This window comes from Phenylobacterium sp. (genome assembly GCF_036821595.1).
Lineage (GTDB): Bacteria > Pseudomonadota > Alphaproteobacteria > Caulobacterales > Caulobacteraceae > Phenylobacterium.
In genome coordinates this window covers 18,569-42,633 of sequence record NZ_DAISJG010000025.1, presented here as the reverse complement: position 1 = coordinate 42,633, position 24,065 = coordinate 18,569, and the positions used below count along the sequence as shown (strand labels likewise).

At 69.3% G+C, this 24,065-nt stretch carries 23 protein-coding genes; 9 read left to right on the top strand and 14 right to left on the bottom strand.

Going from position 1 to position 24,065, the window contains the following annotated elements; all coding sequences use genetic code 11:
* Positions 1-45 precede the first annotated feature (45 nt).
* From narI to V7Z97_RS12550, 5 genes are read right to left on the bottom strand one after another with little or no spacing between them, the layout of a single operon-like run.
* Complete coding sequence (gene narI, locus V7Z97_RS12570; RefSeq protein ID WP_334163772.1) at positions 46-837, bottom strand: respiratory nitrate reductase subunit gamma; 792 nt, start codon at positions 835-837, stop codon at positions 46-48.
* Positions 838-848: 11 nt separating this feature from the next.
* Positions 849-1,544: a nitrate reductase molybdenum cofactor assembly chaperone gene (narJ, locus tag V7Z97_RS12565; RefSeq protein WP_334163771.1), complete on the bottom strand. Its 696-nt coding sequence runs from the start codon at positions 1,542-1,544 to the stop codon at positions 849-851.
* The gene (narH, locus tag V7Z97_RS12560; RefSeq protein WP_334163770.1) at positions 1,541-3,067 is read right to left on the bottom strand and encodes a nitrate reductase subunit beta; all 1,527 of its coding nucleotides are present in this window, start codon (positions 3,065-3,067) and stop codon (positions 1,541-1,543) included. The genes narJ and narH overlap by 4 nt, the downstream gene beginning before the upstream one ends.
* Positions 3,067-6,804, bottom strand: a complete 3,738-nt coding sequence (locus tag V7Z97_RS12555; protein WP_334163769.1) for a nitrate reductase subunit alpha — start codon at positions 6,802-6,804, stop codon at positions 3,067-3,069. Before V7Z97_RS12555 ends, narH begins: the two co-directional genes overlap by 1 nt.
* Positions 6,801-9,548, bottom strand: coding sequence for a nitrate/nitrite transporter (locus tag V7Z97_RS12550; RefSeq protein ID WP_334163768.1), 2,748 nt, complete (start codon positions 9,546-9,548; stop codon positions 6,801-6,803). Before V7Z97_RS12550 ends, V7Z97_RS12555 begins: the two co-directional genes overlap by 4 nt.
* A 658-nt stretch (positions 9,549-10,206) precedes the next feature.
* Here V7Z97_RS12550 and V7Z97_RS12545 point away from each other — a divergent pair.
* From V7Z97_RS12545 to V7Z97_RS12530, 4 genes are all read left to right on the top strand, one after another.
* Positions 10,207-10,416, top strand: a complete 210-nt coding sequence (locus tag V7Z97_RS12545; RefSeq protein WP_334163767.1) for a hypothetical protein — start codon at positions 10,207-10,209, stop codon at positions 10,414-10,416.
* 286 nt (positions 10,417-10,702) lie between these two features.
* Complete coding sequence (locus V7Z97_RS12540) at positions 10,703-10,843, top strand: hypothetical protein (RefSeq protein WP_334163766.1); 141 nt, start codon at positions 10,703-10,705, stop codon at positions 10,841-10,843.
* A 118-nt stretch (positions 10,844-10,961) separates the two neighbouring features.
* On the top strand, positions 10,962-11,552 hold the full coding sequence (locus V7Z97_RS12535) for a DUF488 domain-containing protein (protein WP_334163765.1): 591 nt from the start codon (positions 10,962-10,964) through the stop codon (positions 11,550-11,552).
* A gap of 71 nt (positions 11,553-11,623) precedes the next feature.
* Positions 11,624-12,040, top strand: a complete 417-nt coding sequence (locus V7Z97_RS12530) for a PRC-barrel domain-containing protein (RefSeq protein ID WP_334163764.1) — start codon at positions 11,624-11,626, stop codon at positions 12,038-12,040.
* 13 nt (positions 12,041-12,053) lie between these two features.
* Here the strand turns inward: V7Z97_RS12530 and secY are convergent, their stop codons facing one another.
* Entirely contained in the window at positions 12,054-13,427 is a 1,374-nt protein-coding gene (gene secY / locus V7Z97_RS12525; RefSeq protein WP_334163763.1) for a preprotein translocase subunit SecY, read from the bottom strand.
* A gap of 122 nt (positions 13,428-13,549) precedes the next feature.
* The gene (locus tag V7Z97_RS12520) at positions 13,550-13,999 is read right to left on the bottom strand and encodes a MarR family winged helix-turn-helix transcriptional regulator (RefSeq protein ID WP_334163762.1); all 450 of its coding nucleotides are present in this window, start codon (positions 13,997-13,999) and stop codon (positions 13,550-13,552) included.
* Positions 14,000-14,180: 181 nt separating this feature from the next.
* Between V7Z97_RS12520 and V7Z97_RS12515 the strand changes: the two genes are divergently transcribed.
* Both V7Z97_RS12515 and ctaD read left to right on the top strand, forming a co-directional pair.
* Positions 14,181-14,936 (top strand): Bax inhibitor-1/YccA family protein, encoded by a 756-nt coding sequence (locus V7Z97_RS12515; protein ID WP_334163761.1) that lies wholly within the window; start codon positions 14,181-14,183, stop codon positions 14,934-14,936.
* Positions 14,937-14,940: 4 nt separating this feature from the next.
* Positions 14,941-16,599: a cytochrome c oxidase subunit I gene (gene ctaD, locus V7Z97_RS12510; protein ID WP_334163760.1), complete on the top strand. Its 1,659-nt coding sequence runs from the start codon at positions 14,941-14,943 to the stop codon at positions 16,597-16,599.
* 55 nt (positions 16,600-16,654) lie between these two features.
* Here the strand turns inward: ctaD and V7Z97_RS12505 are convergent, their stop codons facing one another.
* Both V7Z97_RS12505 and V7Z97_RS12500 read right to left on the bottom strand, forming a co-directional pair.
* Positions 16,655-16,900: a hexameric tyrosine-coordinated heme protein gene (locus V7Z97_RS12505; protein WP_334163759.1), complete on the bottom strand. Its 246-nt coding sequence runs from the start codon at positions 16,898-16,900 to the stop codon at positions 16,655-16,657.
* A gap of 51 nt (positions 16,901-16,951) precedes the next feature.
* Positions 16,952-17,251 carry a hypothetical protein gene (locus tag V7Z97_RS12500; RefSeq protein WP_334163758.1) on the bottom strand — a complete coding sequence of 100 codons (300 nt, stop codon included), beginning with the start codon at positions 17,249-17,251 and terminating at the stop codon, positions 16,952-16,954.
* 156 nt (positions 17,252-17,407) lie between these two features.
* On the opposite strand from V7Z97_RS12500, the gene V7Z97_RS12495 reads away from it, so the two are divergent.
* Positions 17,408-18,871, top strand: coding sequence for a nitronate monooxygenase (locus tag V7Z97_RS12495; protein WP_334163757.1), 1,464 nt, complete (start codon positions 17,408-17,410; stop codon positions 18,869-18,871).
* Positions 18,872-18,889: 18 nt separating this feature from the next.
* On the opposite strand, the gene V7Z97_RS12490 is transcribed toward V7Z97_RS12495, so the two are convergent.
* From V7Z97_RS12490 to V7Z97_RS12470, 5 genes are all read right to left on the bottom strand, one after another.
* On the bottom strand, positions 18,890-19,147 hold the full coding sequence (locus V7Z97_RS12490) for a hypothetical protein (protein WP_334163756.1): 258 nt from the start codon (positions 19,145-19,147) through the stop codon (positions 18,890-18,892).
* Between the two features lie 26 nt (positions 19,148-19,173).
* Positions 19,174-19,650, bottom strand: a complete 477-nt coding sequence (locus tag V7Z97_RS12485) for a PRC-barrel domain-containing protein (RefSeq protein WP_334163755.1) — start codon at positions 19,648-19,650, stop codon at positions 19,174-19,176.
* 82 nt (positions 19,651-19,732) lie between these two features.
* Positions 19,733-20,194, bottom strand: a complete 462-nt coding sequence (locus V7Z97_RS12480) for a group III truncated hemoglobin (protein ID WP_334163754.1) — start codon at positions 20,192-20,194, stop codon at positions 19,733-19,735.
* 4 nt (positions 20,195-20,198) lie between these two features.
* Positions 20,199-21,056, bottom strand: coding sequence for a superoxide dismutase (locus tag V7Z97_RS12475; protein ID WP_334163753.1), 858 nt, complete (start codon positions 21,054-21,056; stop codon positions 20,199-20,201).
* A 198-nt stretch (positions 21,057-21,254) separates the two neighbouring features.
* Positions 21,255-22,370, bottom strand: coding sequence for a tellurite resistance/C4-dicarboxylate transporter family protein (locus tag V7Z97_RS12470; protein WP_334163752.1), 1,116 nt, complete (start codon positions 22,368-22,370; stop codon positions 21,255-21,257).
* 599 nt (positions 22,371-22,969) lie between these two features.
* Here V7Z97_RS12470 and V7Z97_RS12465 point away from each other — a divergent pair.
* Both V7Z97_RS12465 and V7Z97_RS12460 read left to right on the top strand, forming a co-directional pair.
* Entirely contained in the window at positions 22,970-23,431 is a 462-nt protein-coding gene (locus V7Z97_RS12465) for a mobile mystery protein A (RefSeq protein ID WP_334163751.1), read from the top strand.
* Positions 23,428-24,021, top strand: coding sequence for a mobile mystery protein B (locus tag V7Z97_RS12460; RefSeq protein WP_334163750.1), 594 nt, complete (start codon positions 23,428-23,430; stop codon positions 24,019-24,021). The genes V7Z97_RS12465 and V7Z97_RS12460 overlap by 4 nt, the downstream gene beginning before the upstream one ends.
* Positions 24,022-24,065: the final 44 nt, after the last annotated feature.

Sequence of the window (24,065 nt, the reverse complement as noted above, 5' to 3'; positions counted from 1 at the left end):
GGGCCGCGGCGCCGCGCGAGGTGGTGAGGACGAACCGCACGTCGGTCATTGGTTCTCCTCCACGGCCGCCCGCTGCACGACCGGCCCGCCGTAGCTCGGGGCCGAGCCCGCGACGCCGTGGGACAGCGAGGCCGGCTGTGGCTGCTTCACCGATCCGCGCGTGCGGACCAGCTGGTAGCCGGGCCGGATCAGGAAGAAGAGCGGGATGCTCCAGATGTGCACCAGCCGGCTGAATGGCGTCACCAGGAAGAGCGTCAGGCCCAGGATGATGTGCAGCTTGTAGACCAGCGCCGCGTCGACGATCAGGTCGGCGGCGTTGGGATTGAAGGTCAGCAGGCCGTTGGCCCAGCCCATGAAGAGCAGCATCTCCTCGCCGTTCAGGTGCTGGATGGTCCAGTAGGTGGTGGCGAGCCCGAGCGACAGCTGCAGCCACAGCAGCAGGAGCACGGCGATGTCCGTCCAGTGCGAGCTGCGCCGGATGCGGGCGTCGAACAGGCGCCGGTGCAGCAGGAGCGTGGCGCCGATCCAGGCCATGATCCCCGCCGCGCCGCCGACGATCAGGGCCGCCCGCTGCTTGAAGCCGTGCTCGATGCCGATGGCGTCGAAGACGTTGATCGGCGTCAGCAGGCCCACGAAGTGGCCGCCCAGCAGGATCAGCACGCCCATGTGGAAGAGGTTGGAGCCCAGCATCATCTGGCCCCGGCGCAGGAACTGGCTGGACTGCGAGCGCCAGGTGTACTGCGCCTTGTCGAAGCGGAAGATGCTGCCGACGATGAGCACGGTGATGGCCAGGTACGGAAACCAGCCGAAGGCGAGTTGATTGATGAAGGCCTGCATCGCACGCTCCCTCAGCTCCCTGCCGGCGGGCGGTCCGCCGGACGTTTCCACGCCCTGAGCTTGGCCACGAAGCCGGTCGGCTCGGGCGTCTCGGGGCCGAATTTCACCGGCGCTTCCTCCCAGGCGGCGTCCACCGCCACGAAGTCGTCGGCGCTCGGGTCGGGTTGTCTGCGCAGGTCCTCCAGCGCCTCGGGATCGACGCGCCCGCCGGAGAGCTCGATCAGCGCCTGCAGCACCGCGGCGTAGGGCGTCCCGCGCTTGGCCAGGCGCTCGAAGAGGGCGTGGAAGACGTGCGCCGGCTGGGCCAGCATCTCGCGCGCCTCCCGGGGCGGCAGCAGGGAGGCGAACTCGAGGAAGGCCGGCAGGTAGTCCGGCAGCTCCTCGGGCGTCATGCGGAAGCCCTGGCCGAGATAGGTCTCGCGCAGGTCGATCATCGCCTGGCCGCGCTCCCGGCTCTCGCCATGCACGTGCTCGAACAGGTGCAGGGACAGCGACCGGGTGCGGTCGAACAGGTCGACGTAGCGGCCCTGCAGGTCGATCAGCTCGTCACGGGCGAACGCCTCGAACAGCGGATCCAGGGCGTAGCGCGTCCTGGGCTTCAGCGCCCGCTCCTCGGTGATCGCCGTCCGCAGCTCGCCGGCGCCCGCCTTCAGCTCCTCGGTCGGATACGACAGCAGGAGCGAAAGCGCCTTCAGGGTCCGGCTCATGTGGGGATGTCCATGTACTTCTTGCGGGGCGTCTGCTGCCGCCTTCCGAACAGGTCGGCCTTGGTCGTGCCGTTGGACCCTTCCCGGAAGGCGAAGCCGGCGGCGCCGCGCAGCCAGTAGGCGTCCTCCGCGTCCTCCCGGTGGGTGGTCGGGATGACGTAGCGGTCCTCGTAGGCCGCCAGCCCCATGTAGCGGTACATCTCCTCGATCACCGCGCCCGTGAGGCCGACCTTGCCGGCGATGCCCTCGTCGATCACGCCCTCGACGGTCTTCGCCCGCATGTAGGCCCGCATGGCGAGCATGCGCTCCAGCGCCTGGGCGATCGGCTCCTCGGCGCCGGCCGTCAGCAGGTTGGCCAGGTAGCGCAGCGGGATGCGGAGCGAGCGGACGTCCGGCATGCCGTCGTTGACGGTCATCTTGCCGGCCTCGGCCGCCGACTGGATCGGCGACAGCGGCGGCACGTACCAGACCATCGGCAGGGTCCGGTACTCGGGGTGCAGCGGGAAGGCCACCTTCCATTCGAACGCCATCTTCCAGATCGGCGAGCGGGTGGCCGCCTCGATCCAGGTCTCCGGCACCCCGTCACGGCGCGCCTGCTCCTGCACCGCCACGTCGTTGGGGTTCAGGAAGACCGAGAGCTGGGCCGGATAGAGGTCCTTTGGGTCCTCGACGCTGGCGGCTTCCTTGATCCGGTCGGCGTCATAGAGGATCACGCCCAGGTAGCGGATGCGGCCGACGCAGGTCTCCGAGCACACTGTGGGCTGCCCCGCCTCGATGCGGGGGAAGCAGAAGATGCACTTCTCCGACTTACCCGAGGACCAGTTGTAATAGACCTTCTTGTAGGGACAGGCCGAGACGCACATGCGCCAGCCGCGGCAGCGTTCCTGGTCGATCAGCACGATGCCGTCCTCGGCCCGCTTGTAGATCGCGCCCGAGGGGCAGGCGGCCAGGCAGGAGGGGTTCAGGCAGTGCTCGCACAGCCTGGGCAGGTACATTAGGAAGGTGTTCTCGAACTGGCCGTAGATCTCCTTCTGCACGCCCTCGAAGTTGTAGTCCTGGGAGCGCTTGGAGAACTCGCCGCCCAGGTCGTCCTCCCAGTTGCCGCTCCACTCGACCTTCTTCATCACCTCGCCGGTGATCAGCGACCGCGGCTTGGCGGTGGGCTGAGCCTGCAGCTCGGGGGCCTTCTCCAGCCACTCGTATTCGAAGGTGTAGGGCTCGTAGAAGTCGTCGATCTCGGGCAGGTCGGGATTGGCGAAGATCTTCGACAGGATCCGCCACTTGGCCCCGATGCGCGGCTCGATGCGGCCGTTGGCCTTGCGCACCCACCCGCCCTTCCAGCGGCTCTGGTTCTCCCAGTCCTTCGGGTAGCCGATGCCCGGCTTGCTCTCGACGTTGTTGAACCAGACGTATTCGACGCCTTCCCGATTGGTCCAAACGTTCTTGCAGGTGATCGAGCAGGTGTGACACCCGATGCACTTGTCGAGGTTCAGCACCATGCAGACTTGCGCGCGGACCTTCATCAGACTTTCGCCTCCTGCTCGGACTGAGCTGCGGCTTTGTCGAACCAGTTCAGCTGGCTCATCTTCCGCACGATGATGAACTCGTCCCGGTTGGCCCCCACCGTGCCGTAGTAGTTGAAGCCGTAGGCCAGCTGGGCGTAGCCGCCGATCATGTGGGTCGGCTTCATGTTGATGCGGGTGACCGAGTTGTGGATCCCGCCGCGCTGGCCGGTGATCTCCGAGCCGATGGTCCCGACCAGCTTTTCCTGGGCGTGGTACATGATCGCCAGGCCTTCGGGCACCCGCTGGGAGACGATGGCCCGGGCGGTGAGCGCGCCGTTGACGTTGAAGGCCTCGATCCAGTCGTTGTCGCAGACCCCGGCCTTCTCGGCGTCCACCTCGCTGATCCACACCGTCGGGCCGCCGCGGCTCAGCGACAGCATGATCAGGTTCTCGCAGTAGGTGGAGTGGATCCCCCACTTCTGGTGCGGGGTGACCAGGTTCAGCACGATCTCGGCGTTGCCGTTCGGCAGCTGGCCCACCACCGACTGGTAGGAGCGGGTGTCGATGGGCGGGCGCCAGGTGCAGAGCTCCTCGCCGAACGCCCGCATCCAGGGATGGTCCTGGTAGAGCTGCTGGCGTCCGCTGAGCGTCCGCCAGGGGATCAGCTCGTGCACATTGGTCCAGCCGGCGTTGTAGCAGACCTCCTCGGACTCGATCCCCGACCATGTGGGGGAGGAGATGATCTTCCGCGGCTGGGCGGCGACGTCGCGGAAGCGGATCTTCTCGTCCTGCTTGCCCTCGGCCAGGTGGGCGTGCTCGCGACCGGTGAACTCGCTGAGCGCGGCCCAGGCCCGCATGGCTACGTCACCGTTGGTCTCCGGCGCCAGCATCAGGATGGTCTCGCAGGCGTCGATGTCGGTGAGCACCCGGGGCCGTCCCTCGGTCGGGCCGTCGGGGACGGTGCCGTTCAGCGCCGCCAGGTGCTTCACGTCGACCTCGGTGTTCCACACCAGGCCCTTGCTGCCGTTGCCCTTGGCCTCCAGCAGCGGCCCGATGGCCGTGAAGCGGGCGTAGGTGCTGGGATAGTCGCGCTCGACAAGTGTCACCTTCGGCATGGTGACGCCGGGGATCGGCTCGCACTCGCCCTTGCCCCAGTCCTTCACTTCATGGGTCTGGGCGAGCTCCTCGGCAGTGTCGTGCTGGATCGGCGTCAGCATCAGGTCGTGCTCGACGCCCAGAACCTCGGGGCACACCTCGGAGAATTTCTTGGCGATGCCGCGGAAGATCTCCCAGTCGGTCTTGGAGTCCCACAAGGGGTCCACCGCCGCCGTCAGCGGGTGGATGAAGGGGTGCATGTCGGAGGTGTTGAGGTCGTGCTTCTCGTACCAGGTAGACGAGGCGAGCACGATGTCGGCGTAGAGGGCGGTGGTGGAGAGCCGGAAGTCGATGCTCACCATCAGGTCCATCTTCCCGGTCGGCGCGGTCTCGCGCCAGGCGACCTCCTCCGGCTTCGCCCCGCCGGTGGCCGCGAGGTCCTCGCCGATCACCCCGTGCAGCGAGCCGACCAGGTGCTTCAGGAAGTACTCGTGGCCCTTGCCGCTCGCGCCCAGGACGTTGGAGCGCCAGAAGAAGATGTTGCGCGGCCAGTTCACCGGGTTGTCGGGGTCGTGGCAGCTCATCTTGAGCTCACCGCTCTTCAGCGCCGCGGCGGTCCAGGCGCCGGGGTCCTCGCCGCTCTCGTGCAGCTGGCGGCCGATGTCCAGGGTGTTCCGCTCCAGGGCCGGCGTCGAGGGCAGCCAGCCCATCCGTTCCGCCTTGACGTTCCAGTCGATGGCGCTCGTGGGCCAGCTCCCCTCCTCCGCCGTCGGCGACAGCATGTCGGTCATCCGCAGGCTGTCGTAGCGCCACTGGTCGGTGTGGGCGTACCAGAACGAGGTGGCGTTCTGCTGGCGGACCGGGCGGATCCAGTCCAGCGCGAACGCCAGGGGGAGCCAGCCGGTGGCCGGCCGCAGCTTCTCCTGCCCGACATAGTGGGCCCAGCCGCCGCCCGACTGTCCGACGCACCCGCACAGCACCAGCATGTTGATGATGCCGCGGTAGGTCATGTCCATGTGGTACCAGTGGTTGATACCGGCCCCGACGATGACCATCGAGCGGCCGCGGGTCTTCTCGGCGTTCTCCGCGAACTGCTGGGCCACCGAGATGATCGCCTCGCGCGGGGTGCCCGTGATCCGCTCCGCCCAGGCCGGCGTGAAGGGCACGTCGTCGTCGTAGCTCGTCGCCACGTTCTCCCCGCCGAAACCCCGGTCGAGACCGTAGTTGGCGCAGAACAGGTCGAACACGGTGGCTGCCAGGCCCTCGCCGTCCTTCAGCGCCAGCCGGCGGGCGGGGACGTTGCGGGGCAGGACCTCGGGGTGGTCGGTGGCCACGAAGCTGGTCGGCGCGTCGCCGCCGAAATAGGGGAAGTCGACCGAGACGATCTCGTCATGGGCCTCGGCCAGCGTCAGCTGCAGGTGGATGTCGCGGCCCTGGCCGTCCTTCTGCTCCAGGTTCCACTTGCCCTTGTCGCCCCAGCGGTGGCCGGCCGAGCCCGTGGGGCAGACCGGCTGGCCCGAGGCCTGGTCGATGCCCACCGTCTTCCAGTCCGGCTTGTTCGCCTCGCCGAGGGCGTCGGGGAAGTCGTCGGCCCGCAGCATCCGGTCGGCCACGTAGCGGCCGTTCCGCTGCACCAGCCGCACGAGCAGCGGGAGGTCGGAGTACTTGCGGATGTAGTCGTCGAAGTAGGGCGTCTGCCGGTTGAGGTGGAACTCGCGCAGGATCACGTGGCCCATGGCCAGCGCCATGGCGGAGTCGGTGCCCTGCTTGGGGTGCAGCCAGAGGTCGGAGAACTTGGCCGCCTCGTTGAAGTCCGGCGCGACCACGACGCTGCGCGCGCCGCGGTAGCGCACTTCGGTATAGAAGTGGGCGTCCGGCGAGCGGGTCATGGGGATGTTGGAGCCCCAGACGATCAGGAAGCCGGAGTTGTACCAGTCGGCGGACTCCGGCACGTCGGTCTGCTCGCCCCAGGTCTGTGGCGAGGACGGCGGCAGGTCGCAGTACCAGTCGTAGAAGCTGAGCGGCACGCCCCCGATCAGGGACAGGTAGCGGCTGCCGGCCGCGTACGAGATCATCGACATGGCGGGGATCGGCGAGAAGCCGGCCACCCGGTCGGGGCCGTACTTGCGGATGGTGTAGGCGTTGGCCGCGGCGATGATCTCGTTGGCCTCGTCCCAGCCGACCCGGACGAAGCCGCCCCGGCCGCGCCGGCTGACCCAGTCGTGGCGCTTGTCCTGCGCCTCGGCGATCGAGCGCCAGGCGGCCACCGGGCTCAGGGTCTGGCGCGCCTCGCGCCAGTGCCGCAGCAGACGGCCGCGGACCAGCGGGTACTTCAGCCGCGCGCCGGAATAGAGGTACCAGCTGTAGCTGGCCCCGCGCGGGCATCCGCGGGGCTCGTGGTTGGGCAGGTCGGGCCGCGTGCGCGGATAGTCGGTCTGCTGGGTCTCCCAGGCGACGATGCCGCCCTTCACATAGATCTTCCACGAGCAGGAGCCGGTGCAGTTCACCCCATGGGTCGAGCGCACGATCTTGTCCGCCGCCCAGCGTTTCCGGTAGGCGTCCTCCCAGCTGCGATCCTCGCGGGTGGTCATCCCATGGCCGTCGGAGAAGGATTCCTTCTCCCGCTGGAAATAGGTCAGGCGGTCCAGGAGATGGCTCATCGGCTTCCTTCCGGGGCTGGGACGGTCATGGGGGGAACTGGCGGTCGGCGGCGCTCCACGTCATGCAGCAGGCCGCCCGGGCGGATGTAGACGGCGAAGGTCAGCACGGCGCAGGTCACGTAGAAGCCGAGGAAGCCCCAGAGGGCCGCGTCGGCCGCCCCGGTGCCGGCGATCGAAGCCCCGTAGGCCTTGGGGATGAAAAAGGCGCCGAAGGCGGCGATCGCGGAGGTGAAGCCGATCACCGCGGCGGCCTCGCGGTCGGCGACGCCCGGCGCGGTCGTACGCCCGACCGTTTCGCGCCAGATCGCCGGGATCATCTGGAAGGTGGAGGCGTTGCCGACGCCGCTGAAGAAGAAGAGCAGCATGACCATGCCGAAGAAGCCCCAAAACGAGCCGGCATGGAGGAACCAGATCATCCCCGCGACCGCGGCGATCATGCCCAGGAAGACGACGAGGGTGATCCGCCCGCCGCCGTAGCGGTCGGCGAGCCAGCCGGTGCCGGCCCGCGACGCCGCGCCCACCAGGGGCCCGAGGAACACGTAGCGGAGGGAGTCCACCTCGGGGAAGGCGAGCTTGGCCAGCAGCGGGAATCCGGCCGAGAAGCCGATGAAGGAGCCGAAGGTGCCGGTGTAGAGCCAGCACATCAGCCAGGTGTGCAGCCGCTGGAAGATGGTCGCCTGTTCGGCGAAGGAGGCCCGGGCGCTGGCGAGGTCGTCCATGCCGAACCAGGCCAGCACGCTTCCGGCCATGATGAAGGGGACCCACAGGAAGCCCGCGTTCTGCATCCAGACGCGCTCCCCGGCGCCGGTGGTCTGCCCCTCGCCGCCGAGCGCCCCGAAGAGGGCCAGCGTGACGGCGATCGGCACCACGAACTGCATGATGCTGACGCCCAGGTTGCCCAGGCCGGCGTTCAGGGCGAGAGCCGAGCCCTTCTCCGCCTTGGGGAAGAAGAAGCTGATGTTGGCCATGGACGAGGCGAAGTTGCCGCCGCCGAGGCCGCACAGCAGGGCCAGGACCACGAAGATGAGGTAGGGCGTGCCCGGGTCCTGGACGGCGTAGCCGATGCCGAAGGCCGGAACCAGCAGGGACGCGGTGGACAGGGTGGTCCACAGCCGCCCGCCGAAGATCGGCACGAGGAAGGCGTAGAAGATCCTGAGCGTCGCGCCGGAAAGGCCCGGCAGGGCCGCCAGCCAGAACAGCTGGTCGGGCGTGAAGCGGAAGCCCACGGCGGGCAGGCGCGCGACCACCACGCTCCACACCATCCAGACGGCGAAGGCGAGCAGCAGGCAGTAGGTGGAGATCCAGAGGTTGCGGCGGGCCACGGGGCGCCCCGCCGCGCGCCAGAACGCCGGATCCTCGGGCCGCCACTCGGTGATGGGGGGCCGCCGGAGGGGCGCGACGCCTTCGGCCGCGACCGGCTGCGGCCCCGGGCCGACGTGGGCCGGGTCGTGAATGGGCTCCATCTCCGGCAGTTCCGGCAGGCTCGCGGGGGCCGCGCCGGACCTGACCTCCATTCGCCGCACCGCGATGTGCATCCAGGCAAGCGCCGTGCCCACGAGCAGAAAGAGCAGGAAGAAGCAGCTCGTCCACACGCCCGTGAGGTCGTTCAGAACCCCGAACACCAGCGGCAGCACGAAACCGCCCAGCCCGCCCACCATGCCGACGACGCCGCCCACGGCGCCCACATGCTGCGGATAGTAGACCGGGATGTGCTTGAAGACCGCGGCCTTGCCGAGGCTCATGAAGAACCCCAGGACAAAGATGGTGACGACGAAGGGGACCAGGCCCATGGACGTGGAGAAGGCGATCGGCCCCTCGACGCCATGGATCACATAGTCGGTCGGCGGATAGGACAGCATAAAGGTGCAGAGCGCCGACACGCCGAAGGTCCAGTAGAGGACCTTTCGCGCGCCGTAGCGATCGGAGAGCCGCCCGCCGTAGATGCGGAACAGGCTGGCCGGCACCGAGTAGAAGGCCGCCAGCATGCCCGCCGCCTTCACGTCGAGGCCGTAGACGCCGACCAGGTAGCGCGGCAGCCACAGCGCCAGCGCCACGAAAGCCCCGAAGACGAAGAAGTAGTAGAGCGCGAAGCGCCAGACCTGGATGTTGGCCAGCGGCTTCAGCTGCGCGAGGAACGGCTCCGGCTTGACGCCCGCCGACCGGCGGCGGGCAAGGTCGGGGTCCTCCTTGGTCGACACGAAGAAGAGGACCGCGGTCAGCAGCAGCACGCCCGCCCAGATCTGCGCCACGGCTTCCCACCCGAACGCCACCATGACGAAGGGGGCCAGGAACTTGGTGACCGCCGCGCCGACGTTCCCGGCGCCGAAGACGCCGAGCGCCGCACCCTGCCGTTCCCGTGGATAGAACCTGGAGACGTAGGAGACGCCGACTGCGAAGGCGCCGCCGGCCAGGCCCACCCCGAGCGCGGCCGCGAGCAGCTGCGGATAGGTCTCCGCACGGGAGACCAGGAAGGTGGCGATCGCGGCGAGCGCCATCACGACGGCGAAGACCCGCCGCCCGCCGATCTGGTCCGACCAGATCCCGAGCACGAGGCGGATCAGCGAGCCGGTCAGCACAGGGGTGCCGACCAGAAGCCCGAACTGGGTCTCGGTGAGGCCCAACTCGGCCTTCAGGCCAAGCCCGATGATCGAGAAGATGGTCCAGACGGCGAAGCAGACGGTGAAGGCGAGCGTGCTCGCCCATAGCGCACGCGCCGCACCGGGCGCGCTCCCGTCAGCAGCCATCGTCACGGCATCACCCCGTCCCGGGACATCCACCTGGAGGCTCAATCCGCCACGGATGGGATTGTTCCGCCCGCCGGACAGGCCCGCTGCGGCCCTCGTCCGCCTCTTCGAGGATCAAGGCCTGCGGTCCCTCGGAGGACGCCTCGGGGGTGCGGGGCGCCCGGCCCTTCTGCGGCTGTCTTCGCCCCGGGCCGCGCACGGCGCGAAGTCATGCCGGCGGGCGGCTACGCCGTTGCCAGGGACCGGGTGCAGGCCCGGTCGCAGGGCGGATCAGGAGGGTGGCCGCGCCGGCCGCCGGCTGGTCGGCGCGCTCAGGCCGCGAGGTCGACTCGGGTCCCGGCGGGACGCCGCGTCCGGCCCTCCAACTCGGCCACGCGACGAGCGACCCGATCCGCTGGCCCCGGTCATCCCGTAAGCGGGAGTCTTCCGGTCTGCGGCGCCAGGTCCGCCACGGCTCCGAACCGCTCGTTCCGGCCGAGGGCGGGCGAGCGCAGGGTCAGGCGCGCGCCGGCTCGGGAGCCGATGCGCTCGGCGATCGCGAGCCCGAGGCCGGTCCCGCCGGCGGTGGAGCCCTCCTCCCGTGGGGGTGCATCCGCCCGGCGGAAGCTCAACGACAGACTGGGCTTGCCGCTCAGGGAGTAAGAACTAGGACTCCGGTATGAAGAAGGCCTCGGAATACCGGCAGCACGCCCGCCAATGCCGCACCCTCGCTGCGAGCCTGGACGGGGAGGCTCCAGCGCAGCTGCTGGAGATGGCGGCAACCTGGGATCGGATGGCCGGCGACCGCGCACGCCTGATCCGCGATCATCCGGAACTGGGTCTGGAAGGTGAGGCGGAGGAAGAGGCCGAAAGGCCGCCTGACCCATGAGACGCTCACGGGCGGCGCCACGGGGCGCCAGCCTCGGCGCCCCGAGCCGGCGCTCCCGTCGCCTCGCGAGATCGCCGTTTTCGCCCACCCTCGACAAAGAGCGATCTCGTCGAAGGGGATTTCGAGAAGCACTCCTGCCTGCGTCGCCAGACGCCCTCGCGATCCCGTGACCGGCCCGCGGGACCACATCGCGCTACGATGCGTTTCGCCCGCTGGCCGCCGGGTTCGTCCTGAACGCGCCGGCGGTCAGTTCCGTCCCGTGGCTCGACCGTTTCCAGGAGACCCCATGCAGCGCCTCGCCGTCTACCTCGTGCTGGTCCTGGTCGTATTGGCGGTCGGCTTACTCGCCGACCGTTTCGCGACCCAGGGCGGGCGCGGCGAGTTCGTGGTCGCCACCCCCGGGGCGCCCGCTCTCGAGGCGAGCTGAACCCTGCTCGTGACGGGTGGGACCCCGCGTCATCCTCGGGATCCTGGCATCCCCACAGGGCGGGCGTCTTGAACAGGCGGCGGCAAAGCGGAGCCCGCGGTCAGGCGGCGGCTGAACCATGACCCTTCCCTTCTTCACGATCGGCCATTCGAACCGGACCACGTCCGGCTTCGTCGCCCTGCTCCAGGAGTCCCAGGTCCGGCTGGTGATCGATGTGCGCAGCATGCCCCGCTCCCGGGCCAATCCCCAGTTCAACGGCGACGTGCTGGCGGAGAGCCTCGCCCCGTTCCAGATCGGCTACCGCGCCATCCCGGAGCTCGGCGGCCTTCGCGGGCGCCAGTGGGGCGTAGATCCCTCGCCCAACGGCCTGTGGCGGGTCCGCAGCTTCCGCAACTACGCCGACTACGCGCTGGGCGAACGCTTCGCCGAGGGGCTGCGGGAACTCCGCGACGTCGGGGCCGTCCAGCGCACCGCCATCATGTGCGCGGAGGCGGTCTGGTGGCGCTGTCACCGCCGGATCATCGCCGACTATCTGCTCGCGGCAGGAGAACAGGTCCTGCACATCCTTGGGCCGGGGCATGTGGAGCCCGCACGGCTCACTCCCGGGGCCGAGCCGCGCCGCGACGGGGTCTTCTATCCGGCCCAAGCGGAGGGTCCGCCGGCGACGGCGTCCACGGCTGCGGACAAGGACCAGGCCACCGGTTCGTGATGGAAAGAAACCGCTGCGTGCGGCTTTATATCGCGTTACGATATTTCTGACCGCCGCCGCAGGAGGCGCCCTTGAGACTGTTCCGTGACATGATCGGCTGGGTGGCCCACGGCGAGGCCGCCGGGGATGGACCGCCGGACGGCCCGGCCGGACACCGGATCATCCGGGCCAGCGGGGTGACGCAGGCTCCGGTGTTCAGCGCGTCGGGCGAACGCTGCGGCCGGATCTTCGACCTCTCGATCGACAAGCGCACCGGCCGGATCGTCTATGCGCTGATCTCCGTCGAGGGCGACCTGGGCCTCCTGAGCAGGGTGTGTCCCGCGCCCTGGAACCTGCTGCGCTACGACGCGGCCCGCGGAGGCTATGCGGCGCCGGCGGAGAGAGCCGACCTCACGGCAGGCCCGCCGATTACGCCCGAGGAGCTCAGGCGGGTGGGCGCGTCCGACAGCGCCTGGCAGGACCGGCTGGCGATCTACTACAATCCCTAGCTGACCCTGCCCTTCATATGAGCGCGGCGCGGGCCTCGTCCCGTCGCGCCCCGCCGCGCAGGCGCGTCTTGCGGACCAGGCTCTCGTACTGGTGGCCCACCAGGTGGCTCTGGATGGCGGTGACCATGTCCATGGTGACGCTCACGACGATCAGCAGCGAGGTCCCGCCGAGGTAGAAGGTCATGCCGTAGTAGCCGATGAGGGCCTCCGGCAGCAGGCAGACGGCCGTGATGTAGACCGCACCGATGACGGTGATCCGGCTCATCACGAAGTCCAGGTATTCCGCGGTCTGTCGCCCCGGGCGCAGGCCGGGCAGGAAACCGCCATACTTGCGCAGGTTGTCGGCCACCTCGACCGGATTGAACATCACCGAGGTGTAGAAGAAGCAGAAGAAGACGATCAGCCCCCCATACAGGACCATGAACAGCGGGCGGCCGCTCTGCAGGCTGCCGGAGACCGCCGGCAGCCAGTCCAGCCAGGCCGGGAGCTCCGTCGCGGCCAGCAGACCCACGGCGGTCGCGGGCAGCATCAGCAGGCTGGAGGCGAAGATCGGCGCCATCACGCCCGAGGTGTTCACCTTCAGGGGCAGGAAGGACGACTCGCCGCCGAACGCCAGCCCGCCCTGGTTGCGGCGGGGATACTGGGTCAGCAGCCTTCGCTGCGAGCGCTCCATGAAGACGATCATCACCACGAGGGCGAAGGCCAGGCCTGCGATGACTAGGACGCCGGCCACCGACAGGGTGCCCAGCTCCATGAGGCTCATCATCTGGGCGATCGTTTTCGGCAGCACCGCGACGATCCCGGCGAAGATGATCAGGCTGACCCCGTTCCCGATGCCCCGCGCCGTGATCTGCTCGCCAAGCCACATCAGGAACATCGAGCCGCCGGTGAGCGTCACCACGGTCGACAGCGTGAAGAACATCCCTGGCGCCTCGACCAGCCCGGGGCTCTGGGACAGGCCCATGGCGATCCCAAAGGACTGGAACACCGACAGCACCACCGTCAGGTAGCGGGTGTACTGGTTCAGGGTCTTTCGGCCCGCTTCGCCGCCTTCCTTCCGCAGCTTCTCCCAAGGGGCGTAAAACGTCCCCATGAGCTGCACGATGATCGAGGCCGAGATGTAGGGCATGACGTTGAGCGCGAAGATCGCCATGCGCTCGACGGCCCCGCCGGAGAAGGTGTTGAACATCCCCAGGATGCCGTCGGCCTGCCCCTGGAAGGCGCGCTGGAAGGCGGCCGGGTCGATCCCCGGAACCGGGATGTAGGTCCCCAGGCGGTAGACGACCATGGCGCCCAGGGTGAACCAGATCCGCTGGTGCAGCTCCTTGGCGCTGCGGAATGCGTCCAGGTTGAGGTTGGCGACCAGCTGCTCTGCGGCGGAGGCCATCGGCGATCTCCCGGCTCCTCGAAGCGGCCGGAGATCCGGGCCGCCCGGCGCAAGCCGGCCGGAGCGCAGGAAAACATCGCACTACGATACGCGCATGTCTATCGTGATGCGATATATGTCGCCTATTCCGAGTCAAGCTCCTCGAGTTGGCCGAGGAGTCCGGAGAAGGCGGGGGCGACCAGCCGCAGCTCCCGCAGGTTGTTGGCTGAAAGGGCCTCGAGAACGCCCTCGCCCTTCGCGGTCAGGGAGATGAGCACGCGACGGCGATCCTCAGCGTCGGGCGCCCTCTCGGTGAAACCCGCCTTCTCCAGGCGCCCGACCAGCTCGACCGCGCTATGGTGCTTCAGCAGCAGTTGTCCGGCGAGATCGCCCACGGAGACCGGCCGGCTCAGCGACTGCGCCTTGATCGCCAGCAGCGCCTGGTGCTGCTGCGAGGTCAAACCTACGGACCGGGCGCCGGCTTCCGCGAACGACAGGTAGCGGCGCACCGCGTAGCGGAACGACGCCAGCGCCTCGTAGTCCGCGCGGGTCAGGGTGGTGGGTTTGACCTTGCGGCGCGATGAAGCCTTCATCGGCCCCTCCTCTCAGTTCGGAGCGCCTTGATAGCTCAACAAGCGCCCGCCTCGTCACCCGCGAATTTGCGGTTGCTTGTATCGTAGTCCGATATATATGCTCGGTCGAGCGGCCCGGAGCCTTGCGCGGGGCGCGAGCAGATGGCGGGGCGTCGCCTCGCCGCGAGCACGAGGGGTTGCCATGCGCGACATCGAGGACACCTTCCCCCACACGCCGGCCACGGCCGAGGTCGGCGTCGACCCAGGCCTGCGACGCTACATGATCGCCATCTACAACAAGGTGGCGCTCGGCCTGGCCCTGGCGGGCGCCCTCGCCTACGCCACCGCCAACGTCCCCATCCTGCGCGACCTGCTGTTCCGGGCGGCGCCGGAGGGCGGCGCGGGCGCCTATCACCTGACCTTCCTCGGCGGCTGCGTGGCCATCGCCCCGATCCTGGTGCTGCTGTTGTCATCGCGCCCCCTAAGGCGCGCGACGGCGTTCAGCACCGGCGCCGTCTACTGGACCGTGGTCTCGCTGTTCGGCGCGGCCATGGGGGTCCTGGTCCTCAGCTTCACCGGGCTCTCCGTCGCCACGACCTTCGCGATCAGCGCCGCCGCCTTCGGCGCGCTCAGCCTCGTCGGCTACACCACCCGCCGCGAACTCACGAGCTTCGGCGCCTTCCTGACCGTCGGCTTGGCCGGGCTGGTCGGCGCGCTCGTTCTGAACCTGGTGCTGCACAGCCCGGCCCTGGCGTTCGTCACCAACGCGGTGGGGGCCTTCGTGTTCGCGGGCCTGATCGCCTTCGACACCCAGCGTCTCAGGCGGGTCTACGAGCAGCTGGCCGGGGACGAGGTTGCGCTCGACGTGGCCAGCAACTTCGGCGCGCTCGCCCTCTTCATCAATTTCCTGAACCTGTTCCAGTTCCTGCTGGCGATGGGCTCCGGCGAGCAGCGCTGACCCCATGTCCGAGACCGCTCACGCTCCCGGCGCCGGACACCAGACCGGCCAGCCGCCGCCCTTCTTCATCCGATGGTTCTTCTCCACGAACCACAAGGACATCGGCGTCCTCTACATGATCCTGGCGATCGTCGCCGGCGTGCTCGGCGGCGCCCTCTCGGGGTTGATGCGCTGGGAGCTCTACGAGCCCGGCGTCCAGCTGTTCGCGGAGGGGTCCTGGCTCTCCCAGCTGGGCATCCTGCAGGGCAAGCACGGCTTCAACGTCACCGTGACCGCCCACGCCCTGATCATGATCTTCTTCACCATCATGCCCGCCCAGATGGGCGCCTTCGGCAACTACTTCGTGCCGCTGATGATCGGCGCGCCGGACATGGCCTTCCCGCGGATGAACAACGTCTCGTTCTGGCTGCTGGTGGCGTCCTTCGTACTGATGATCACCTCGCTGTTCGTGGACGGCGGCCCGGGCATCGGCGCGGGGACCGGCTGGACGCTCTATCCCAGCCTCTCGACCACCGGTCACCCCGGCCCTTCAGTCGACCTCGTGATCCTGTCGATCCACCTGGCCGGCGCGTCCTCGATTCTCGGCGCGATCAACTTCATCACCACCATCTTCAACATGCGCGCGCCCGGCATGACCCTCATGCGCATGCCGCTGTTCGCCTGGTCGGTGCTGGTGACGGCCCTGCTCCTGCTGCTGACCCTGCCGGTGCTGGCGGGCGCGATCACCATGCTGCTGACCGACCGGAACTTCGCCACCCATTTCTTCGACGCGGCCGGGGGCGGCGACCCGATCATGTACCAGCACCTGTTCTGGTTCTTCGGCCACCCGGAGGTCTACATCATGATCCTGCCGGGGTTCGGCATCATCAGCCACGTGGTGGCGACCTTCTCCGCCAAGCCGGTGTTCGGCTACCTTGGGATGGTCATGGCCATGGTCGCGATCGGCGTGCTGGGCTCGGTGGTCTGGGCCCACCACATGTTCACCGTCGGCATGAACGTGGGCCTCAGCGCCTACTTCCAGGCGGGGTCGATGATCATCGCCGTCCCGACCGGCATCAAGGTCTTCTCCTGGATCGCCACCATGTGGGGCGGCTCGATCTCGTTCCGGACGCCGATGCTCTGGGCGCTCGGCTTCATCTTCGTCTTCGTCGTCGGCGGGGTCACCGGGGTCGTGGTGGCCTCCGCCGCCTTCGACCAGAGCGTCCACGACACCTACTATGTGGTCGCGCACCTCCATTACGTGCTGTCGCTGGGCGCCGTGTTCAGCATCTTCGCCGCCTTCTACTACTGGTTCGAGAAGGTCACGGGGGTGAAGTACAACGAGATCCTCGGTAACCTGCACTTCTGGATCTTCTTCGTCGGCACCAACATCATCTTCTTCCCGCAACACTTCCTCGGGCTACAGGGCATGCCGCGCCGATACGTGGACTATCCCGACGCCTTCGCCTTCTGGAACAAGGTCTCGTCCGTCGGCTACGTGATCATGGCGGTGAGCATGGGCTTCTTCGTGCTCGTCCTGATAGAGGCCCTGGTCCGCCGCCGCCGTGGGGTGGCCAATCCGTGGGGCGAGGGCGCCACGACCCTGGAGTGGACGCTCCCCTCCCCGCCGCCGTTCCACCAGTTCGAGGAACTGCCTCTGGTCATCGCCGACAAGCCGCATTGAGGAGCAAGGGCCGCGCGCCGCGCTGGAGGCGGCGTGCGGCCACGAGCGCCGGGCCCTAGGTCCCGTGGTCCGCCCAGTAGCCGTTGGCGGCCGCGACGGTCTGGAAATTCACCGCCACCACATGGGCGATCTCGATCAGTTCGGCGGCGTCGCGCTCGTATCCCGCCCGCAGCTGCTCACGGACCTCGGCCGACGGCTGGGTCAGCTTGACGGCCATCCGTGAGAGCTTCACCGCCAGCTCGTAGCCGGCCTGTGGCGTGGCGGTTTTCAGGGTGGGAAGCCAGGATTGTGCGTCTTGCATCGGCGGCGCCTTTCAGGTGAACGGCCCGCAGGCCGGTGGACGCCCGCACCTTCAGGAGCGGGCCAAGAACTTTCGGTCCCGGCGCGGCGCGCCCCGGTAGCGGAGGTCGCCCGCGACGGCGTCGTTGCGATCGTGGATCTCGATGCGGGCGTCATAGCCCAGGTCGGCGAAGCGGGTCGCCAGGATGCGGGCCTGGCGCTCGGCGCAACCGCCGGACAGGAACATCAGGGCCTCGCAGGCGCCGGCGGTGACGCGCCAGCCGCCCTGGACCGGGGCGACCACGATCGCGCGTTCGGCGTCCGGCCCGAGCCGAGCGTCTCCCGAGGTCCAGGACGATCGTGTGCTCGCCATCTCCCGCCTCCCTTGGGCTGAAACAGACGATGCGGCTGATCCGCCGCGCGCGCCCGCCATCTTATATCGGATACCGATATAACGCTCAAAGGGACGCCTTCGTTCCATGCCCCCGAGCCCTTGTGTTATATCGTCTTGCGATCTATTTCACGGGCGATGGATCTGCGCACGCCCGCCTGCGAGCTGCTCGGCTGCGACCTGCCGGTCGTCCTCGCCGGCATGGGCGGCGTGGCGCGCTCCGAGCTCGTGGCCGCGGTCAGCGAGGCCGGCGGCTTCGGCTTCCTCGGCATGGTCCGGGAAAGCCCCCGGCTGATCCGGACCGAGATCGCCGCGGTCCGCGCCCGGACCGGCCGGCCGTTCGGCGTGAACCTCATCCCCGCCGCCACCGACCCGACGCTCTTCGAGGCGGAGCTTGCCGCCTGCCTGGAGGCCCAGGTCCATTCGGTGGCGCTGTTCTGGGACCTTCACCGCGACGCGGTGCTGCGGCTCCGCCGCGCCGGCGTCCTCGTCGTCTGCCAGGTGGGCTCGGCGGCGGAGGCCGCGGCGGCCGAAGCCGCCGGCGCCCAGATCCTCATCGCTCAGGGCGTAGAGGCCGGAGGTCATGTCCGCGGCCTCACGCCCCGGCGCGCGCTGCTCGCCCAGGTGCTGGGCGCAGTCAAGGTCCCGGTGCTGGCCGCCGGCGGCCTGGCCGACGGCCTCGACCTCGCCGAGGTGCTGGCGGCCGGCGCGCAGGGCGGAGTGTTCGGCACCGCCTTCCTGGCGACCGAGGAATCCTTCGCCCACCCCTACCACAAGCAGCGCATCCTGGAGGCGGACGGCGAGACGGTCCACACCCAGGCCTTCCACCGGAACTGGCCGCCGGGCGCCTATGTCCGCGTCCTGCCCAACAGCGTAACCCGCGGCGAGCGCGGCGACCCGTTCGCCGGCCCGCCGCAGGCGATCGGCGCCGAGGGCCCCCGGCCGATCCACCTCTTCAGCACGGACTCGCCGCTGCGCTCCATGACCGGTGACCTGGAGGCCATGGCCCTTTACGCCGGCGAAGGCGCCGCGCGCATCGACCGCATCGTCCCGGCGGGCGAGCGGGTGCGCGAGATCGCCGCCGAGGTCCGGGCCGCGCTGGGACGCGAGCCCCCGCCAGAGGTCGCCTCCCCGGTCTGCTACGCGGCCGAAGCGCCGGACCTCTATATGGGCTTCGCCGACCGCGTGGAGCTGGCCCGCGAGCTCAACACCCTGCTGGAGGCCGAGCGGGCCGGCGCCCAGGTGGCGGCCAGCCTGGTGGCGGAAGCCCCGGACGCGGCGCGCAAGGCGCTCGCGAAGGTGATCCGGGCGGACGAGGTGCGCTGGTGCAGGGCGCTGGTGGACGGCTTGGCCGCCCTGCCCGCCGAGGCGTCCGACCAGATCGGCGACTTCTACGGCAAGGCCATGGCCATCCGCGGCTGGGACGCGCGGCTGGCCTTCGTCAACCGCGGCCAGGCCTGGGTGGTGCGTAGGCTGCGCGAGCTCCTGCCGCGGGTCCGGGACGACCGCCTCCATGCGGTCCTGCTGGCGATGCTAGCCGCGCATGAGCGGAACATCGAGAGCGCCGAACAGGCGCTGGGCGGCGGGCTGGCCTCCAGCTAGGCCCGGCCATCGGCCCCGCTACTGCTGGTGATACCAGCCGTGCAGGAAGTGGTAGCCGCGCTGGCTGAGGTCGGCGATCGCCGCGTCGGCGTCGAGGGCGGGCCTCAGCTCTCTGGGACGCAGCTCAACCGGTCGGATGTACCGCCACGGCGCGCCTTCGGGATCGGCCGGTATGCCGCGTCCCTGCTGGTCCTGGCTGAGGCAGTAGAGGTTTCCACCCCGGCGCTTGAACAGGTGCGCCCGGATGGCGCCGGTTTCCGGGCTCGGGTCAGGCATTGCGTCCTCCACGTCTGCTTCCCGCGTTAGGCGCCGGGGGCCCAGCCGCCGCGGTCCGCCGGCTCCCCGAAGCTGACGCCGTTGCGCGCTCCAGCCCGGTCATCAGGATCCGCGTCGGGCAGCTCGGCCACATAGCCACCGCGGCCTCGCGCATAGGTCAGGGCCGACCATGGCACGCGCGCCACGTGCTCACCGATCCCCAGGAATCCGCCGCCGACCACGACGACGAAGGCGACATCGCCGGTCGCCTCGTCCAGGGCGATCTCAGCGATCCGACCCATACGCCGGCCGTCGGTCGTGTAGACGGACGCCCCTGCCACCCGGCTCGCCGCCACGAGCAGATGCTCGGCTGTGGCGTGGGGCGCCGGCCCCGCCTCCCCCGGCGCGGCGGCCGGGGTAGGGGGGCGATACCAGCTTTCCCCGGGGCGCCGCATCCATTCGCGCCGCGCCGCGTCCGGCTTGGGGGAGCCATTCGCCGTTTGCCAGTCCATCCTGCCGTGCATGGCCATCGAGCCTCCTGCATCGCCAATTTAGTATCGTATTGCGATATTTTCAACGTAGGCGGCCGGCCGCGCCGCCGCGGCGTCAGCAGCCGCTGCCGGCTGAGCCGACCCTGAGGGTTTCTCGGCGGTTCGCCGCGATCCCGAGCTGCAGGCTCTCGCCGATGATGTCGGCCTTGGCGATGAACAGCGCCGCCGCCTCAGGCGGACAGACCGCCTGCGCCGTCTGGCGGAACAGGTGCAGCCAGCGGGCGAAGTGGGTGGGACGGATCTCGGGCAGCCGCGCGTGAACGGCCATGGGCGCGCCCTTGAACCGCCCGGTCATCAGGGTGACCGAGGACCAGAAGTCGCAGAGCTTGGCGAGGTGGGCGTCCCAGTCCTCCACCACCCGATTGAAGATCGGGCCGAGGGCTGGGTCCCGGCGCACCTGGGCGTAGAAGGCGTGCACCAGCTCGCGGATCATCTCCTCGGTCACCCCGGCCGGATGGCCCGGCGCCAACCGACGTCGCCGCTCGTAAGCCTCGGCGCTTCCGACGGGGTCGACCATCGGCCTAGGCTCCTGGCGCAGAGGCCGGGTCTTCCGCGGCAGATGCTGCGCGCCGGGCGGCGGGGCGCGCGGTCCGTGACCGGACCAGCCCGCCCTCCTGCTCCGCCGCCAGCAGGTCCAGAAGCTCATTCACCCGATGCTCCTGCACGCTGCCCGGCTCGACCCAGGCCTCCAGCAGGGACGAGAGCTCGTCGGCCGCCTCCTCGAGAGACGAGGCCACCTCCCGCGGCGCTTCCGCCATGAGCGGGTGACGCCAGCCGACGCCCTCGCCGCGGTCGGCGTCAAACTGCCCCTGAGCGAATGACCAGTTGGGGAGGCGGTCCCACCAGGCCTGCAGGAAGCCGCCCCGGTCCTGACGATGGTCGAGATAGTAGGCGTGCTCCCACAGGTCGCAGACCAGCAGGGGAATGAGGTCCCGCGTGACGAGGGTGTCGGCGTCGTGCGTCGAGAGGACCTGGAGCCGCCCGTCCTGGGCCGCCAGCCAGACCCACCCTGAGCCAAAGTGGGTCGCGCCCTCCCCGACGAACACCTCGCCAAGCTCGGCGAGACCGCCGAACTGCTCGACGATCGCCCCGGCCAGGCCGCCCACCGGCGGCCGGGATTCCGGCGTCATGCATCGCCAGAAGAAGGCGTGGTTCCAGGCCTGGGCGGCGTTGTTGAACAGCTTCCGCTCGCCCGCCAGGGCGGCCTGGCGGATCAGCGCCTCGAGGGAGGTGGCGGGATGGCCGTCGCCGGCGATCAATCCGTTCACCACCTCGACGTACCGCGCGTGATGCCTGCCATGGTGAAGCCGCATGGTGGCTTCCGAGATCACCGGCTCGAGCGCTCCATGGGCATAGGGAAGGTCTGGCAGCGGGATCATGGACGCTCCTCTGGCGCGGCGACTCCAGCAGGGCCCGACCCGGCGTACGGCGCGCCGCGTCGGGCCCTCGCCAGGCGCGGTCGCCCGGGGGAGGGCCGCACCTGAACTTATATCGTATTACGATCTGTTGTGCCGAGTCCACCCGCCTTGTGGAGCCACCCGGCTCAGCCTTACCTGCGTCTGCCGTACGGGCGCCGCCTAGGCGGCGCGGCGCGGGCCTACCCCCGCCCCCAGGACGCCGCGCACGTCGAGCCAGACCCGCCGCGCCAGTCCGAGCGCCGTCAGCGCCCAGGCCGCGAGCGCGACCCAGACCATGGTGACGGCCACGGCGTGGAGGGGGGCGAACTCGGCCGCCAGCGACAGGCGCAGGCTGGCCAGGGCGTACATGCCGAGCGGGAACACCAGGCTCCAGAGCATGGGCGTGTAGCGTAGCGGAACCCTCCGCACCCCGTGCTTCCAGATCCCGAACAGCACCAGGAGCGGAATCCACCAGGTCGCCCATGCCCACATGATGAGCGTCACGCCGTCGATGAACGGCCTCATGGAGACTAGGAACGGCACGCCACTGTCGGTGAGGATCAGCATCGAGCCCGCATTCGTGCTGATCGCCGCCGCGCCCATCACCACCCAGAGCAGCGGCGTGATGTCGTCGGGCCCCACGTCGACGAAGAAGATCCGGTAGGCGAACAGGGTGATGAAGATCCCGTAGAGCCCGAGGCCGACGCCCCAGAGCATGTGGATCAGGACGAAGAGCGAAGGCGCCAGGCTCCCCTGATGGGGCGCCACCGCGGCGCCGAGGATGACCAGTGACTCCGTGCCGACGATGGCGATCAGCCAGCCGCCGTGGACCACATTGGCCCCATGGGCGGTGTTGAGGAAGGTCAGCACGGCGAAGCTGAGATAGATCAGTCCGAACCAGACCAGCAGGGCGAAGAGCCAGAGCGCGAAGGCGGCGTGCGGGAAGCCGCGCAGGTTCATCCCGAGCCCCAGGACGTCGGCGGCGGCGACGAGGGTGAAGAAGGAGAAGACCAGCCCCGGGTTGGTCAGGTCGGCCCACATCGCGGGGGCGAAGCGGGCCGCGCGCACTGCAGTCAGGAGCAGGAGCCAGGGAAAGGCCGCGCCGCCCAGGCCAAAGAGCAGGTCAGAGAGCCCGCGGTGTCCTTCAAGGTAGAGGGTGTTGGCGATGATGCCGGTGGCCATGACCAGGGCGAAGTAGCCGGGGAACAGGCGCTCCGCCTGGCTGCTCTGCCAGTCCGCCAGCCGCCGCCACATCGCCGGCGCCGGCGGGGCCCCTTCCGAGCCCTTCTGCGGCATCGCCTCACCCTTTTGACCCGACCAGAGGGGCGATGATACTGCAATCCTCGCCACGCGGATCCACGCACCGGCGGATCAGGGGCATCCGGCCGCAACGCCCCGGCTGGACCGGTTGCGGGGCGTGACCCGCCAAGCCGTAAGCGCGCTGTGCATCGAGGAAGGCGTTGTCGGCACGGCCGCGGTGCTCCTCGGACGCCAACGAGCGCCTCGTCCTCGGCCAGGAGCAGGAGCGGTCTATCCGTCATTCAGGGCGGACAACGTGGTTGCGGCGGGACGGTGAGTGTCACCCAATTACGTGCGACGTCTGATCAACGCGCGACAGCCGAAATGGCCGTCCGGCCCCGATGAGGTTCCCGGAGGCAGGCCGCCAGCGGACCTTTCCGCGCCCGGGCGCGGAATGGTGAGGGCGCGCAGCGCAGACGCCACGGAGAACGACGCCTCCGCTGGCCTCCTCCAGGCGCAGGGCGGCCGCGCTGCCCCCCTCCGATAAGTCAGACACTATCGTCCAGGGTTGTCTCGATTGCTTATAGCCTATCATTTCATTGCGTTTTGATCGTACATAGGTTATCAGGACAGGGCTGTCTGATAGGGTATGACTTATGGCCGCCACCGACCGCGCCGCTCGGGCGCTCGACAGACGCCTTGATCCCCTGAGGGCCTGGCCTTCAGCAAAGCCCCCGCACGGGTGGATCCGCGCCGTGCGCGACGCCCTGGGGATGAGCACCCGGCAGTATGCCGCGAGGCTGGGTGTCAGCCAGCCACAGGTCGTTGCGTACGAGAAAGGCGAAGCCGAGGAGACCATCGCGCTGGCGAACCTGCGCCGAGCCGCCGAGGCCCTGGACTGCGAACTCGTCTACGCCCTTGTCCCTCGCCGGCCGCTGGCCGAAATCCTGCGCCAACGCGCGGAAGACATCACCGATGCGAGGCTGGCCCGCATGGGTCACACCATGCGGCTTGAGAACCAGGAGGTCACCGGACCCGATCTCAGGCGCCAGAGAGACCTGATGATCGACGACCTTCTTCGCGGCAAGCTGCGGCGGCTGTGGGACGACGCGCGTTGATCGACCCGCTGTTCGATGCGGACGACGACGCCAACACGCCCCTTACCCCTGCGGAGCGGGAAGGGCTGATACCCACCTACATCACCACACGAGCCGAGTTGAACGCCGCCGAGCAGGAAAACATCGCCGAGGCGGACGAATGGGCCTTCACCCGTCGCCGCGGGAGCATCCTCGACGTGGACGTCCTCATGACCCTGCACCGCCGGATGTTGCGACGCGTCTGGAAGTGGGCCGGCAAGCCCCGCCAGACCGAGCGCAATATCGGGGTCCCGGCTCACCAGATCGAGGTGGCGCTCCACCAACTGCTGGACGACGTCCGCTACTGGGTTGAGCATAGAACCTTCGGGCCGGACGAGATCGCGCTTCGCTTCCACCACCGGCTTGTGGCCATCCACCCCTTCCCGAACGGCAACGGCCGCCATGCGCGGCTGGCCGCGGACGCCCTCGCCGTCGAGCTGCGCCAGCGGCGCTTCACCTGGGGCGGCGCCAGTCTCGTCGAGGCTGCGGAGACCAGGAAGGCTTACGTCCGCGCGCTTCAGGCCGCGGACGGCCACGACATGGCGCCACTGCTGGCCTTTGGAAGGCGCTGAACAGGAGCGGCGGAGCCGGACGCACCCGGACCCGGACAACCTCT

Bases quoted from the DNA above. Each gene is read 5' to 3' on its own strand.
- V7Z97_RS12545 (WP_334163767.1), top strand. From the start codon at position 10,207: ATGAAGAAGGCCTCGGAATACCGGCAGCACGCCCGCCAATGCCGCACC.
- V7Z97_RS12515 (WP_334163761.1), top strand. From the start codon at position 14,181: ATGCGCGACATCGAGGACACCTTCCCCCACACGCCGGCCACGGCCGAG.
- ctaD (WP_334163760.1), top strand. From the start codon at position 14,941: ATGTCCGAGACCGCTCACGCTCCCGGCGCCGGACACCAGACCGGCCAG.
- V7Z97_RS12500 (WP_334163758.1), bottom strand. From the start codon at position 17,251: ATGGCGAGCACACGATCGTCCTGGACCTCGGGAGACGCTCGGCTCGGG.
- V7Z97_RS12490 (WP_334163756.1), bottom strand. From the start codon at position 19,147: ATGCCTGACCCGAGCCCGGAAACCGGCGCCATCCGGGCGCACCTGTTC.
- V7Z97_RS12555 (WP_334163769.1), bottom strand. From the start codon at position 6,804: ATGAGCCATCTCCTGGACCGCCTGACCTATTTCCAGCGGGAGAAGGAA.
- V7Z97_RS12480 (WP_334163754.1), bottom strand. From the start codon at position 20,194: ATGGTCGACCCCGTCGGAAGCGCCGAGGCTTACGAGCGGCGACGTCGG.
- narI (WP_334163772.1), bottom strand. From the start codon at position 837: ATGCAGGCCTTCATCAATCAACTCGCCTTCGGCTGGTTTCCGTACCTG.
- narJ (WP_334163771.1), bottom strand. From the start codon at position 1,544: ATGAGCCGGACCCTGAAGGCGCTTTCGCTCCTGCTGTCGTATCCGACC.
- V7Z97_RS12475 (WP_334163753.1), bottom strand. From the start codon at position 21,056: ATGATCCCGCTGCCAGACCTTCCCTATGCCCATGGAGCGCTCGAGCCG.
- V7Z97_RS12535 (WP_334163765.1), top strand. From the start codon at position 10,962: ATGACCCTTCCCTTCTTCACGATCGGCCATTCGAACCGGACCACGTCC.
- V7Z97_RS12520 (WP_334163762.1), bottom strand. From the start codon at position 13,999: ATGAAGGCTTCATCGCGCCGCAAGGTCAAACCCACCACCCTGACCCGC.
- V7Z97_RS12540 (WP_334163766.1), top strand. From the start codon at position 10,703: ATGCAGCGCCTCGCCGTCTACCTCGTGCTGGTCCTGGTCGTATTGGCG.
- V7Z97_RS12550 (WP_334163768.1), bottom strand. From the start codon at position 9,548: ATGGCTGCTGACGGGAGCGCGCCCGGTGCGGCGCGTGCGCTATGGGCG.
- secY (WP_334163763.1), bottom strand. From the start codon at position 13,427: ATGGCCTCCGCCGCAGAGCAGCTGGTCGCCAACCTCAACCTGGACGCA.
- V7Z97_RS12495 (WP_334163757.1), top strand. From the start codon at position 17,408: ATGGATCTGCGCACGCCCGCCTGCGAGCTGCTCGGCTGCGACCTGCCG.
- V7Z97_RS12485 (WP_334163755.1), bottom strand. From the start codon at position 19,650: ATGCACGGCAGGATGGACTGGCAAACGGCGAATGGCTCCCCCAAGCCG.
- narH (WP_334163770.1), bottom strand. From the start codon at position 3,067: ATGAAGGTCCGCGCGCAAGTCTGCATGGTGCTGAACCTCGACAAGTGC.
- V7Z97_RS12470 (WP_334163752.1), bottom strand. From the start codon at position 22,370: ATGCCGCAGAAGGGCTCGGAAGGGGCCCCGCCGGCGCCGGCGATGTGG.
- V7Z97_RS12465 (WP_334163751.1), top strand. From the start codon at position 22,970: ATGGCCGCCACCGACCGCGCCGCTCGGGCGCTCGACAGACGCCTTGAT.
- V7Z97_RS12505 (WP_334163759.1), bottom strand. From the start codon at position 16,900: ATGCAAGACGCACAATCCTGGCTTCCCACCCTGAAAACCGCCACGCCA.